This is a genomic window from Myxococcus sp. MH1 (genome assembly GCF_059738865.1).
Genome location: NZ_AP026947.1, coordinates 1,254,270 through 1,267,587 on the forward strand (window position 1 = coordinate 1,254,270; position 13,318 = coordinate 1,267,587).

Below are 13,318 nucleotides of genomic sequence, written 5' to 3' on the forward strand. Positions count from 1 at the left end.
ACCGTGCCTCGCGTGCCGACTCCTCGCGACGAGCCCCGTGCGCGTCCGACGCCGCACGACGTGCGTGTGGTGGATTCATCTCCCCCTCCAGGGCTCTGGCTCGGCGTCCTCAGGCAAGGTAGCCCTGACGCACCAGCCGGGCAGGCCGCTGACCGTGGCCTGCTCGCCTGCAGTCCCGGGAGGCGCGGGTGGACGCCGTGCGTCAGGGCCCCGGCTGTCGCGCCAGGTCCGCCGTCACGCGCAGCCCCTGGGCCGCGTACGCGCGCGAGCAGGGACGCAGCCGGGCCTCGGTGGGCCCCATCGGCTCCAGCACGAAGGAGGAGTCCTTGTGGCGGGGCGGCGAGTCCGGCCAGTGCCCCCGCTCGGCGCGCGCCAGGTCCACCTCCGCCAGCGTGATGAGCGCGTCGTGCTGCAGCCGGCGCAAGTCCAGCCGCTCCGCGTACTCGCCATACGTGACGACGTCCGGACCGTGGAGGCTGAGCGTGCCCAGCTCCAGCAGCGCGAACGCGCGCCGGCGCGCCCCCGTGGGCAGGTCCGCGGCGGCCGTCAGCGCGTCGAAGCCCTCCACCAGCTGCCACCACGCGCGCCGCGCCGTCAGCGCGTTGTCGTCCGGAGGCGAAAGCCCCAGCAGCTCCGGCGGGACGATGTCCTGGCTCCCCGCCGGCAGCCGCGCCAGCGTCTCTTCGGAGAGCAGCGGCCGGAAGTGGACCAGCTGCAGCAGCACCGACTCCTGCCGCAGCGTGACGGAGAAGGGCGCGTACCCATCCGCCAGGCGCGCCAGCTGCGAAATCGCCAGGCGCTTGCGCTCCAGCGGCGCGGCGTCCAGCGCGTCCGCGCAGGGGTGATAGAGCACGCCGTGGCCCGTGGCGGAGAGCAGCTGCCCCTCCATGCCTCCCCCCAGCTCCAGCTCCCGGCTGAGCGCCAGCGCGTCCAGACACACATCCAGCGCCGCCGAGGCCTGCCCATGGGACAGCCGCACCCGCGTCTCCAACGCCGCCAGGTGCACCACGTACATCAGCGCGAACCGCCCATTGGCGCGGGCGGGCGTGAGGGGCGCCAGCGCCCCCAATCGCTCGGGCAGCCCCCCCACCTCCGCGTGTGTCGCCAGCAGCACCCGCGCGAGCAACGGCCGGGCCCGCTCCAGCGCCTGCTCACAACCCTGCGTCAGCGCCGACGTGGGCAGCTTCCCGTCCGCCACGTCCCGACAGGGCTGCCCCTGCGCCGAGTTCCCCTGTGGCTTCTGTTGCTCCTGATACAGCTGCAGCACGGGCTCGAGCAGCGGCTCCAGGTGGCGCGCGAAGCTGCCCGGGACCGAGGGATTCACGTGCGAGGGCCGCGCGTAGCTCGTGCGCGACAGCTCCCCCACCTCCCGCACCAGCCGCTCCTCCAGGGGCCCCGTGCGCAGCTTCACGTACGCCCACCCGCCCCCGCAGGCGAGGAGGACGGCGAGTGCGCCGCCAGCGAGGGTGTAGAGGGGACGGTGGAGGGCCATGAGGGGGAGTCCGGCGGGCGGAGCCTCGCATGAAACCCCCGCTCCGGGGACTCGCCGCGTCATCCTTCCGTGACTTCACTCGCCGTCTGGGCCTGGGGGCCAGCGTCCGGCCCGAGGGTCAGCCGGCACTGCGGCGGGGAGGCAGGAGGCCATGGTTCAGCCGGGCCAGCAGGTGGTCCGCGAGCGCGCGGGCCTGGGCGCGAATCTCCGGCACGGCCGTGGTCTCCCACAGCTCCCCCCGGCGCAGGGGGCCCAGGGTGTAGAGGAGCCCTCCTGTCCGCCCGCTCGCGTCCAGCAGGGCGCCGTGGCTGTCGGTGTCCAGGCCCATGCCGAGCGTGTCCGGCCGCAGCCGCCCCTCGTCCGCCAGGCGCTTGAGCAGCGGGTGGCCGTGTCGGGTGACGGTGCCCTCGGGGCCGGTGCAGTTCACCACGTGGCGGACCTGGAGGTGCTCCTCGCGGCCCTCGCCTCGCGGGAGGATTCGCGCGTGGACCGTGCCGGTGTCGTCCAGCCGGAAGCCGCGCACCCGGGCCGCGCGCACCGTCAGCCGTCCTGTTTCCATCAGCTGCTTGAGCCCATCGGCGACGCCGGGCGCCATCCGGTGGCGGTGGACGTCCCAGTAGGAGCGCAGGTGGCGCAGGAAGCGCCGTCGCTCCACGTCCGACAGCCGCTGCCACAGGGGCACCGTCACCGGCCTCAACGCATCCACCACCGCGCGCCAGCTGGCCCCCGCGTCCGTGGCCCGGCGCACCTCGCGCCGCAGCACCCGGAGCAGCGCGCGCACGCGCACGGGGATGGGGTGCAGGGTGGTGTCGTCCTGGGGCCGCAAGCCCTCGCGTCGCAGCGCGCGCAGCACGTCGCGGATGCCGGGCGAGTCGTACGTGCCCGCGGCGGCCCGCACGTGCCGGTGGGGCAGCAGCCCGTGCCGCGACAGCGCGTACAAGGGGCCCGTGTGGCCCTGCTCCTCCAGCGACAGCACGGCGTCCACCATGGTGAGCCCCGTGCCGATGAGCAGCACCGCGTCCTTCGCGCCGATGCCGGCGAGCGCGTCAGGGACCCACGGCGAGCGGTGGTAGTGGGGGCTCGCGTACAGCCCGCCGTCCTCCACCCGGAGGTCCGCGGGGTCCGCGTTGCCCAGCGCCAGCACCGCGCGGCGCGCGACGTGCTCCGCGCCGTCCCCGGTCGTCAGCGTCACCAGGCCGCCGTGCTCGCGCATCGAGACCACCTGCGCGGACCGCGTCTCCAGCCGCACCCCCGGGGCCGCGCGCGCGCGGGTCTCCTCCAGCACCTCCGCCAGGTATTGGCCATAGCGCTGCCGGGGGACGAAGTCTCCGGGCGCCGTGTCGGGCGCCTGTCGCCGCACGGCGCGCAGGAAGTGCTCCGGGTCCTCCATGAAGGCGCCCATGCGCCCGGCGGGGACGTTGAGCAGGTGACGCTGGCTGCGGGTCGAGTAGGCGAGCCCCTGGCCCACGCTCCGGCCTCGCTCCAGCAGCAGCACCCGCAGGGGCGCGCGTGCCTGCTTCAGGAGGTGGATGGCCAACAATGTTCCGCTGGCCCCGCCCCCGACGATGGCCACATCCCATGGGCTGCTGTGTCCTTGCACGCCGCAATCCTATGTCCGCCTGCGCGTGACGGCATCCACGCTGGCGGTGTGGACAATCGGATGGCAACCCCTGGTCAGGGTCCGAGGGCGTGTCCACACTCCCACGCACATCCCGGGAGGACCCATGCGAGAGCGCTCCACCACAGGAGAGTGGGACCGTGAGGTCCCGGACACGAAGAGCCTGCTCGGCTGGTCTCTGCCAGAGGGTCGGGACGCCGTCCCATCGCTGACGTGGCTGGTGGAGCGGCTTCGTCACAGCCGCCCCGACTGGGGGCTGCTGGGCTCGCTCGTCCGGTTCGACGACGCGCGCTACGTGCGCAGGACGCTGGCGAAGACGGACGCGTGTGAGCTCCTGCTCGTGTGCTGGATGCCGGGGCAGGGCTCGCTCGTGCATGACCATGGCGGCTCCGCCGGCGTGTCGCTGCTCGTGCAGGGGAGCCTGGACGAGACGCGTTACGACTGGGCGGGAGACAGGCTGCTGCCGGCCGTCGTCGAGCGCGCGCGGGAGGGCGACTTGTTGATCGAGGCGTCGGACACCATCCACCACGTGCACAACTCGTCGCGTCGGGGCGCGGTGTCGCTGCACCTGTACGCGCCGCCGATGGAGGGCATGACGCCCTACGACAGCCAGGTGGTCAGAGCGCCGCGTCCAGTTGCCGTGGGGGCTGGGCGAAGGCGCCGGCCACGGGCAGGGTGACGCGGAAGATGCTGCCCCGGCCGGGCGCGCTCTCCAGCGTGAGGGTGCCGCCCAGCGACGTGACGATGCCGTGGCAGACGGCGAGCCCCAGGCCGGTGCCCACGCCCAGGGGCTTGGTGGTGAAGAACGGGTCGAAGATGCGCTCGCGGTGCTCGGGGGAGATGCCGCAGCCGGTGTCGCGCACCTCCACCGCGACGACGCGCCCGGGCATCGCCTCGCTCGCGACGACGCGCACCTCGTTGAGCTCCACCTGTCCGGGGACGATGGCCTGCGCCGCGTTGAGCAGCAGGTTCAGGAACACCTGACCCAGCCGGGCGCCGTTGCCCTGCACCGGGGGCACGCCGTCGCACTCGACCACCAGGCGCGCGCGGTGCCGCAGCTCGTGCATGGCCATCTTCGCCGCGGTGCGCACCACCGCGCCCACGTCCGACGGGCCGCTGCCCACGTCCTCGGAGCGCGAGAGCGTCTGCAAGTCCCGCACGATGAGGCGGATGCGCTCGGCGCCGTCGCGCGTCTCGGCGAGCGCCTCCAGCACCTCCTGGCGCTCGCGCTCCGGCAACTGCTCCTTCTGCTGGAGCTCCTGGTGGATGTACTCCAGGTTGCTGAGGATGAAGGCGAGGGGGTTGTTGATTTCGTGGCCCACGCCCGCGGCGATGCGGCCCAGGGCGATGAGCCGGTCGGCGAAGAGCAGCTGGGCCTGGGTGGCGTGGAGCTGCTCCAGGCTGCGCGACAGCTTGGCGTTGGCGGCCTCGAGCTCCGCGGTGCGCTCGCGCACCGTCTCCTCCAGCGCCTCCGAGGCCTCGCGCGCGCTGGTCGTGCTGGAAGCTTCCGGGCCGGACGGTATCCCCTGACGTGCCAGGAAGGCGCGTCGCAGCGTGCCTCGCCGCTGCGCCACCGCCGACATCAACAGCACCCTGGCTCGTAGCGTCATCACGTCGCAATCCCAGCGTCAGGTGTCCATCCCGTGGAACGCGCGGGGACGGGTGGACAGCGCCAGTCAACACCGCCAGGACGGCCTGGGCAAGGAGCCGATGTCGTCTGGCGAGGCGGCGAAAGCACTTCCAGGTGGGTAGTCGACGGCGGCGCGCCCCCGTGTCGGAGCCAGCGTTGGGCGGTGGAAGCTTGGGCGCGAGGTGTGTCACCGCGCGCGCGGAGTCTCGGAGGCGTGGCGGTCCGACGCCACCGAGGGCTGCGCGCGCCGGGCCCAGCACGCGCCACCCACCAGACACGCACCCATGACCACCGCGAGCAGGAGGCTCGACACGCCCTTGAGCCGCGCCGTCCCCGTCGCGGGCCGTGCCCGGACCACGAGCCGGGGCACCTCGGGCTCGGACGCCGGCCGGTACGCGGGCAGTCCACCCGAGCTGGCCGCGCCGCGCCGCCCTCTCGATGGTGGCCGAGTCCCCTCGGTGGAGGCGGGCACGTCCGCCACATCGGGGAACAGCGGCGCGTCCCACGCACCGTCCGCCGACGCGAGCTCCGCCTCCAGCGCCGAGCACCACGTGCTCGCGGTGCCGCGCCGCCAGGGCTGCTTGGACAACAGCCGCGAGCACAGCTCGCTCAACGCCCACGGCACCCGCGGGTTGAGCACGTGCGGCGACACCGGAGGGTGGTGGATGACGGCCAGCTCGCCCTCGGGCGTCTCCACGTCCACGAACGGGTGGCGCGCGGTGAGCATCCAGTAGAGCACCACGCCCAGCGCGTACAGGTCATCCGCGGACGTGGGCGGATACACCCCGTCGGGATGCGCGCGTCGGAACGCCAGCGCCTCCGGGCTGCGGTAGCGCGGCGTGCCCGGCGGCAGCACCCCGCGCGGCAGCCGGGGCGCCCCCGAGTAGTCCCCCACGCCGAAGTCCATCAACACCGGCGTGCCGTCCTCCTCGCGCACGACGACGTTGTCCTCCTTGATGTCGCGGTGGAGCACGTCCGCCGTGTGCGCCGCCTCCAGCCCCCGCGCCATGCCCAGCGCCAGCGTCGCGGCCCCTCTCGCGGACGGGTTCTCCTCCTCCACCCACTGCGCCAGCGGACGCCCCCTCACGTACTCCATCGCCAGGTAGAGCCACGCGGGAGACTCGGAAGGAAAGAGCCCGCCCGCGCGGAAGCCCACCACGTTGCGATGCGCCAGCCGCGTGAGGATGGCCACCTCGCGCAGGGCCCAGCCCCCCAACTGCTCCAGCGACTGCAGCTTGAGCGCCACGGGGGCCCCGTCGCGAGAGGCGCGGTACACCACGCCGCACCCTCCCGCGCCCAGCAACGCCTCCACCCGGTAGCCCGCGATGTCCGCGCCCTCGGGCGCGTCCAGGACGTGATGCTTGTCCATGCCACCTCCCCAGTCGGACACGACCTCGGGAATGGGGTGAAGCTAGCACCACCTCCGAGGATGTCCCCCCCGACAGCGGGGAGGGGCCCACACGCCCCGGCCGCGAGTGTGCGGCAGCGGATGGCGCGCTGCCCTCAGGGGCAGGCGCCGCAGTCGGCGTTGCAGCTCGTCGCGGTGGTGCCCGTGCCGCAGCGCTCGGTGAACTGGCAGACGCCATCCCCGCACCGATAGATTTCCGCGGGGCGGATGCGCGCGGTGATGGGCTGGTAGGTCTTCGCGTTGTGCGTGCACGACGCGTAGTAGGGCAGGGGGTTGTTGCCGGCGTCCCTGGCCACCGTGCACAGCGAGGCGCACATGCCCAGGTGGGTGATGGGCGGGCACTGCTGCGTGGTGCCCGAGGCCAGCCCACACGTGCGAGGCGTGCTCCGCTCCGCGGTGAGGTACGGCTGGTCATTGGCCGCGAACACGCCCGTGCCGTCGAAGAGGTTGCCGAAGTAGCAGGCCTCCTTCTCGCTGTAGAGGTCCAGCTCCGCCTGCGTGTAGGGGATGGCTGGAGGCGTGGAATCGCTGGTCGCCGCGACGCGGCCCAGCACGGAGATGGGCACGTGCAGGCCGTACTTGTTCGCGTGCGCCGCCAGGCACGCGGACACCACCTGCTGCTCCGCCTCCGTCGCCGCCGCCCCGTTCGCCCAGTTCGTCGCCAGCCCCAACGAGCCCAGCCACGTGTACTGCACCCCCGTCACCGGGTTGGTGAAGGTGCGCGTCTGCCCCGCCGCCACCGCGCACGTCACCACGTAGGACATCACCGCGTCCGCCGTGCTCGGGTCCTGGTTGAACCAGTCCTTGAAGCCATTGGTCGACAGGCCGTTGGTGGACAGGCCATTGGTGGAGAGCCCGTTGGTGGACAGGCCGTTGGTGGAGAGCCCGTTGGTGGAGAGCCCGTTGACGGACAGCGCATGCACGCGCAGCTGCCCCAGCTCCTCCCCCACCGGCTCCAACTCCACCCCGCAACCCGCCGCCCCCATCCCGAGTCCCCAACCCAGGAGCCCCACCACGCCTCCGCGAGCCCAACGGCGGATGGAGCGGGTGTGGCGAAGCGACTGCGAAGCTGGAATGCGGTGCATGCGTTTCCCCCGTGTGTGGTGGTCAGCGAGGGCTGACCACCTTGTCGTCCACCCGCTTCAGCGCTCCCAATCGCGCTGAAAACTGATGGGCTCGACAAGATTCGTAGGGGATTTCCCTGCGCGCATGCTGCTGTGGAGGAATTTTCTTTTCCCGTCGAATCAATAACAGCAGGGTTGTAAAGTCCTAGACCCAGTCAGGTCTGGATGGATTGGATTCAACGGATAATTTGTATTTCAGGAAAAACTAGAGAGGCTCTGGAAACTCCAGGCTCAGCGCGGCGGCGGGGGTGAGGGCGAAGCCCTCCGGTCCGCGCAGCCTCCAGGCGCTCACGTCGGTGACGGGGCCGCCGACGATTTCGGATTCGCCGGTGTCCCCGCGCGTCTCGGCCTGGCCCAGGTGCAGGCACAGGTGGACCTTGGCATCCACGGGGTCGGCGAGCTTCTGCGCGGCCTGCTGGAGGATGCGCAGCGAGCGCTCCGCCTCGCGCAGGTAGGTGGTGCGCTCGGGGGTGGGCGCGCCGTTCTCCAGGGGGCGCACGGCGAGCAGCGTGGTGCCGGACTGCAGCGCCAGCAGGAAGCCCCCGCCGCGCAGGCCCTGCTCCAGCCCGTCCAGCACGTCCGCGAGCACCGCGTACATCGCGTCGTCGTCCTGGGCGGCCGCCGTCGACAGCACCACCTCCGCGTGGACGGCGAGCGCCAGCCGGGTGCGGTGGGTGGGCTGCACGGGCTCCTCGGCGGCGTCGGCGAGCGCGGCCAGGAACGCGCCCACGCTGCCGAAGCGGCGGCTGGCGTCCTTCTCCAGACAGCGCAGCACCACCTGGTCCACGGCCGGGGACACCGGGGCGATGGCGCTGGGCCTGGGCGCGGGGGCCTCCAGGTGCAGCCGCTCCAGCTCCATCCGGTCCTCGCAGAGGAAGGGGTAGCGGCCGGTGAGAAGCTGGTGCAGCAGCACGCCCAGCGCGTAGATGTCCGTGTGCGGGCCGATGGCGCCCCCGCGGAACTGCTCGGGCGCCATGGCGTGGGCGGTGCCCAGCCGCTGGCCGGCGATGGTGAGCCCCTCCTGGGTGGCCTCGGCGGACAACAGCTTGGCGATGCCGAAGTCGAGCAGCTTCACCCGCGGCTTCTCGCCCTCCTCCACGACGAGGATGTTGCTGGCCTTCAGGTCGCGGTGGACGACGCCCGCGCGGTGCGCCGCCTCCAGCGCGCCGCACACCGGCTCCAGGTAGGCGCGCGCGCGGGACGCCGACAGCCGCCCGCGCTCCTGCACCACCTGGCCCAGGGTGCGCCCGGCGAGCAGCTCCATGACGTAGTAGGGGCTGCCGTCCGGCATCAGCCCGAAGTCATAGACGTCCACGATGTTGGGGTGGCGTATCTGGTTCACCACCCGGGCCTCGCGCACGAAGCGCTTGAGCATCTCGCCCTGATCCGCCAGGTGGGGGTGGAGCACCTTCACCGCGGCCCGTCGGCCCAGGATGCGGTGCTCGGCTTCATAGACGCTGCCATGTCCGCCGGAGGCCAGCAGGGCCTTGAGGACGTACTCGCCCGCAAGTGTTCCCGGGCCTCGGCCCGCATCGCCTCTTGTCCGCTCGGTGCCATGGAGATCCGCGCGTGCCTGGATGCGGAACGTGCTCTCGGAGTCGGCCGCCATGTGGCGTCGTACCCTAGCACCGCGCCCGGGACGCCTGCTGCATGGCCTGGGCCCGAAGCGTCCGCCGCGACGCGGCAATCCTACCTGGGCGTTCACCACCCATCACAGCGGGTGGCGGAGGCAGGGGCAGATGTTGCCTGGCGTATGCTCCAGGGCCCCATCACCCCGGGTGGTTGGACGCTGGGCCCGGGGACTGCTGGATTCTCGGGACGTGACACCACGCGTGCAAGCTGGGGCAGGTGGAGTGGACGGACGCGGCGCGGGGTGCCGGGGGGCTGCTTGATGACGACATTGGATGACCTCACGACCTGCGCCGGTCTGGCGCTGGCTCCGCCGTCCTCGACGGGAGCCTGCCTCATCCTCATCAGCACCACGACGCCCGCGGCCATCGGCAAGGCGTACCGGCTGGAGCCCGGCGAGCACATCATCGGCCGGGGCTCCGAGGCCACGGTGCGCATCGACGACCATGGCGTGTCGCGCAAGCATGCCCGCATCGTCCGCCTGCCGGACGGGGGCTGCCACGTCACGGATCTGGAGTCCACCAACGGCACCCTGCTCAACGGCACGCCCATCGCCACGGCGGAGCTCCAGGAGGGCGACAGGCTCCAGATTGGCACCGTCACGGTGTTCCGCTTCTCCAAGCGGGAGCTGCTCGAGCAGCGCGAGGAGGCCCTGCGCCAGGCGCTGTCCGCCGCGCGCGTGGGCATCTGGGATTGGAACGCGCAGAGCGGCCGGGTGACGTGGAGCGAGCAGGTGGACCGGCTGTTGGGGCTGCCCGTGGGCAAGCTGTCCGGCCGCGCCATGGAGCTCGAGGAGGTGGTGCACCCCGCGGACCTCCCGCGTGTGCGGGAGTCCTTGTCCATCGCGTTGGAGAAGAAGACGCAGGTGGACGTGGAGTACCGCATCGAGCCGCAGGGCAGCGGGTGGCGCTGGATTTCGTGCAAGGGCGACGTGCTGTGCGACGCGGCGGGGATGCCCGCGCGCGTGACGGGCACGGTGATGGACATCACCGCCCGCAAGCAGGCCGAGCAGGAGCTGGCGCGCCAGGCGCTCATCTTCGAGAGCATCTACGACGGCGTGGTGATCACCGATTTGGGCGGCGGCATCATCGACTGGAACGCCAGCGCGGAGCGGATGTTCGGGCGCAACAAGACGGAGGCGCTGGGGCAGACGCTCTTCCGCGTGCTGCACCCGGACGAGCCGGACCGGATGACGGGCATGGTGCTCGCGGGGCTGGAGAAGCAGGGCCGGTGGTCGGGGGAGCTGGAGTTCAAGCGCCGCGATGGCACCACCTGCTGGTGTGAGTCCGTCGTCGTCCCGCTGCGCGACAGCGAGGGGCGCACCATCGCCAACATCATGGTCCACCGCGACACGTCGGAGCGAAAGCAGCTCCAGGCGCACCTCGTCGTGGCGGACCGGCTGGCGTCGGTGGGTACGCTGGGCGCGGGCGTGGCGCACGAAATCAACAACCCGCTGGCGTACATGCTGGTCAACCTGCACCTGGTGCGCGAGGGCCTGGAGCGGATGGAGAGCCAGGTGCCCGCGGCGGCCATCGCCTCGCTGCAGCAACTGGTGCGGGAGACGACGGAGGGCGCCGAGCGCATCGCCACCATCGTGCGCGACTTGAAGGTCTTCGCGCGCGGCGAGCAGGAGGTGCGGCTGATGCCGGTGGACGTGCGGCGCGCGGTGGAGCTGGCGTGCAAGATGGCGGACAACGTCATCCGTCACCGCGCGCGGCTGGTGACGGAGTTCGAGCCGGTGGCGCCGGTGGAGGCCAGCGAGTCGCGGCTGTGCCAGGTGTTCCTGAACCTGCTGCTCAACGCGGCGCAGGCGATTCCGGAGGACCGCTCGCCCGAGCACGAGCACGAAATCCGGGTGGTCATCCGCGCCGGGGACCGGGGCCGGGTGCTGGTGGAGGTGCGCGACACGGGCATGGGGATGACGGCGGAGGTGATGGACCGCATCTTCGACCCGTTCTTCACCACGAAGCCCGTGGGCGTGGGCACTGGGCTGGGGTTGTCCATCTGCCACGGCATCATCGAGTCCATGGGCGGCTCCATCCACGCGGAGAGCGAGCCGGGCAAGGGCAGCACGTTCCGCGTCGTGCTGCGCGCGGCCACGCGGGAGCTGGAGCTGTTGCCCAGGCTCCAGACGGTGGTGCCGACGAACGCGCGGGCGCGCATCCTGGTGGTGGACGACGAGCCGAACGTGACGCTGGCGCTGCAGCGCTCGCTGGCGGCGGACCACGAGGTGGCGACGGCGAACAGCGCGCAGGCGGCGCTGCGGCTGCTCAACGAGGGCAGCCGCTTCGACCTCATCCTCTGTGACGTGATGATGCCGGGGATGACGGGCATGGACCTGTACAACGAGCTGGGCCGCAGCGCGCCGGAGCAGGCGGGCCGCATGGTGTTCATGACGGGTGGCGCCTTCACGCCGCGCACGGTGTCGTTCCTGCGCGAGGTCCCCAACCTGAAGATTTCCAAGCCGCTGGACCTCACCCAGCTCCGCGAGCTGGTGGGGCGCTCGGCGGAGGCGAGCCGATGACGGGCTCGGCGGAGCGCGCTGTGTCTTCCTCGACGACCGCACCTGACTCCGCCGACGACGTGCGCTTGAGCGCGGTGGCCCCGGCCCCCGCGGCCCCTTCGCCCGAGGCGCGCGAGTGGACGCCGCGCGCGGTGGGCATGGGGTTGCTGGTGGGCTCGCTGTTGGCGGTCACCAACGTGTCCATGGGGTTGAAGCTGGGCTGGTGGGAGAGCGGCTCGGTGATGGCGGCGGTGCTGGGGTTCGGCGGGCTTTCGGCGGTGTCTCGCCGACGCGGGGCTCCGTACACGACGCTGGAGAACAACCTCACGCAGGTGTCGGCGGTGGCGGTGGGCGCGATGCCCGCGGCGGCGGGGCTGTTGGGGCCGCTGCCGGCGCTGATGTTGCTGGGGCTGGAGGTGCCGGGCGTGGCGGTGGCGGCCTGGAGCGTGGCGCTCGGGGTGTTGGGCGTGCTGGCGGCGCACCTGCTGCGGCGGCGGTTGATGGAGGAGGAGAAGCTCGCGTTCCCGACGGGCATCGCCACGGCGGAGCTCATCACGGCGATGCACGCGTCGGCGCCCGAGGAGAACCGGGGGCGGGGCTGGTGGCTCGCGGCGGCGGCGGCGCTGTCCACGGGCTTCACGGTGTTGCGGGATGCGTTCCAGAAGGTGCCGGGGATGGTGGCGGCGCCGGGCACGGTGGGCGGCGCGTCGGCCGCGTCGCTGACGTGGGGGTTGGCGTGGAGCCCCATGCTGGTGGCGGTGGGGATGATGGCGGGGCTGCACCTGGGGATGAGCATGCTGCTGGGCGCGCTCGTGGGGTGGGGTGTGCTGTCGCCGTGGCTGGTGTCGACGGGGGTGGTGAAGGAGGCGGGCTTCGATGCGCTCCAGACGTGGCTCACGTGGCCGGGCGTGGGGCTGCTGGTGGGCTCGGCGGCGGTGTCGCTCACGGCGCAGGCGCGGGACTTCTGGCGAGCGGCGAAGGACCTGGGCTCGCTGCGGAGCGGCGCGGGATTGCCCCGGTGGGCGTGGCTGAGCGGGGGCGTGGCCTGTGTGCTGGCGCTGGGTCTGGGCGTGGGCGTGTATGGGATGAGCGCGGCGCAGGGGGTGCTGGCGTTGGTGTTGGTGTTGCCGCTGTGCGCGGTGTGCGCGCGAGGCGCGGGGCAGCTCGACGTGTCGCCGGTGTCGCAGGTGGGCCAGCTGTCGCAGGTGGCGGCGGGCGTGCTGCTGCCTGGGGGCGTGGGGCCCAACGTGGCGGTGGGAGGCGTGGTGTCCGGGGCGGCGGCGCAGACGGGCGTGAGCCTGTGGGCATTGAAGGCGGGGCACCTGTTGGGTGCGTCGCCGGGGCGGATGCTGGGGGCGCAGCTGTTGGGCGTGCTCGCGGGTTCGTTGGTGAGCGTGCCGGCGTACCTGTTGCTGACGCGGGCGTATGGCTTGGGTTCGGAGGCGCTGCCCGCGCCGTTCGCGCAGCAGTTCCGCGCGGTAGCGGAGCTGGCGTCGAGAGGGCTGGATGGCTTGCCGCCGAACGCGCTGTTCGCGGGGAGCGTGGCCGCGGGCGTGGGCGCGCTCCTGACGTTGCTGGCGCGAGGGCGCGCGGCGCGGTGGGTGCCCTCGCCGGTGGCCATGGGCATCGGCTTCATCCTGCCGGCCTACTTCGCGGTGACGTTGTGCCTGGGCGGTGTGCTGGCGGCGGTGGCGCGCTGGCGCTGGCCGGCCTCGACGGGACGCAACGTGCCCGCGCTGGCTGCCGGGGCGATTGCCGCGGAGTCTCTCGTGGGCGTAGCGCTCGGCGCGCTCAAGCTCTTGGGCTTCATGGCGTAGCGAGACGCGCAGGGGCAACGAAGAAACGACGACCGTCGCGGTGCCCTCGTACTCTCGCCGCCTCGTCGCGTGAACCTCGGGAGCGTGCTCGGCGGGC

The 13,318-nt window shown here is 72.5% G+C and carries 9 protein-coding genes; 3 read left to right on the plus strand and 6 right to left on the minus strand.

Features of this window, described 5'->3' with window-relative positions; translation table 11 throughout:
* Positions 1 to 202 precede the first annotated feature (202 nt).
* Complete coding sequence (locus AC6JA9_RS05230) at positions 203 to 1,492, minus strand: hypothetical protein (protein WP_497959196.1); 1,290 nt, start codon at positions 1,490 to 1,492, stop codon at positions 203 to 205.
* A 118-nt stretch (positions 1,493 to 1,610) separates the two neighbouring features.
* Positions 1,611 to 3,092 (minus strand): FAD/NAD(P)-binding protein, encoded by a 1,482-nt coding sequence (locus tag AC6JA9_RS05235; RefSeq protein WP_497959197.1) that lies wholly within the window; start codon positions 3,090 to 3,092, stop codon positions 1,611 to 1,613.
* Positions 3,093 to 3,216: 124 nt separating this feature from the next.
* Here AC6JA9_RS05235 and AC6JA9_RS05240 point away from each other — a divergent pair, with 124 nt between their 5' ends.
* Positions 3,217 to 3,789, plus strand: coding sequence for a cysteine dioxygenase (locus AC6JA9_RS05240; protein WP_223746001.1), 573 nt, complete (start codon positions 3,217 to 3,219; stop codon positions 3,787 to 3,789).
* On the opposite strand, the gene AC6JA9_RS05245 is transcribed toward AC6JA9_RS05240, so the two are convergent.
* The 4 genes from AC6JA9_RS05245 to AC6JA9_RS05260 all read right to left on the minus strand — a co-directional run bounded on the left by AC6JA9_RS05245 (position 3,728) and on the right by AC6JA9_RS05260 (position 8,881).
* Positions 3,728 to 4,720 carry a sensor histidine kinase gene (locus tag AC6JA9_RS05245; RefSeq protein WP_046711070.1) on the minus strand — a complete coding sequence of 331 codons (993 nt, stop codon included), beginning with the start codon at positions 4,718 to 4,720 and terminating at the stop codon, positions 3,728 to 3,730. The two genes, AC6JA9_RS05240 and AC6JA9_RS05245, sit on opposite strands and share 62 nt — an antisense overlap.
* Positions 4,721 to 4,927: 207 nt before the next feature.
* Positions 4,928 to 6,109, minus strand: a complete 1,182-nt coding sequence (locus tag AC6JA9_RS05250) for a serine/threonine-protein kinase (RefSeq protein WP_267698058.1) — start codon at positions 6,107 to 6,109, stop codon at positions 4,928 to 4,930.
* A 134-nt stretch (positions 6,110 to 6,243) separates the two neighbouring features.
* A complete protein-coding gene (locus AC6JA9_RS05255; protein WP_497959198.1) occupies positions 6,244 to 7,233 on the minus strand; it encodes a hypothetical protein in 990 nt (329 codons plus the stop codon).
* 244 nt (positions 7,234 to 7,477) lie between these two features.
* Positions 7,478 to 8,881: a serine/threonine-protein kinase gene (locus tag AC6JA9_RS05260; protein WP_223746004.1), complete on the minus strand. Its 1,404-nt coding sequence runs from the start codon at positions 8,879 to 8,881 to the stop codon at positions 7,478 to 7,480.
* A gap of 282 nt (positions 8,882 to 9,163) precedes the next feature.
* Here AC6JA9_RS05260 and AC6JA9_RS05265 point away from each other — a divergent pair, with 282 nt between their 5' ends.
* Both AC6JA9_RS05265 and AC6JA9_RS05270 read left to right on the plus strand, forming a co-directional pair.
* The gene (locus tag AC6JA9_RS05265; RefSeq protein WP_194869594.1) at positions 9,164 to 11,425 is read left to right on the plus strand and encodes a serine histidine kinase EspA; all 2,262 of its coding nucleotides are present in this window, start codon (positions 9,164 to 9,166) and stop codon (positions 11,423 to 11,425) included.
* A gap of 20 nt (positions 11,426 to 11,445) precedes the next feature.
* Positions 11,446 to 13,221 carry an OPT/YSL family transporter gene (locus AC6JA9_RS05270; protein ID WP_497959199.1) on the plus strand — a complete coding sequence of 592 codons (1,776 nt, stop codon included), beginning with the start codon at positions 11,446 to 11,448 and terminating at the stop codon, positions 13,219 to 13,221.
* The last annotated feature ends 97 nt before the right edge of the window (positions 13,222 to 13,318 follow it).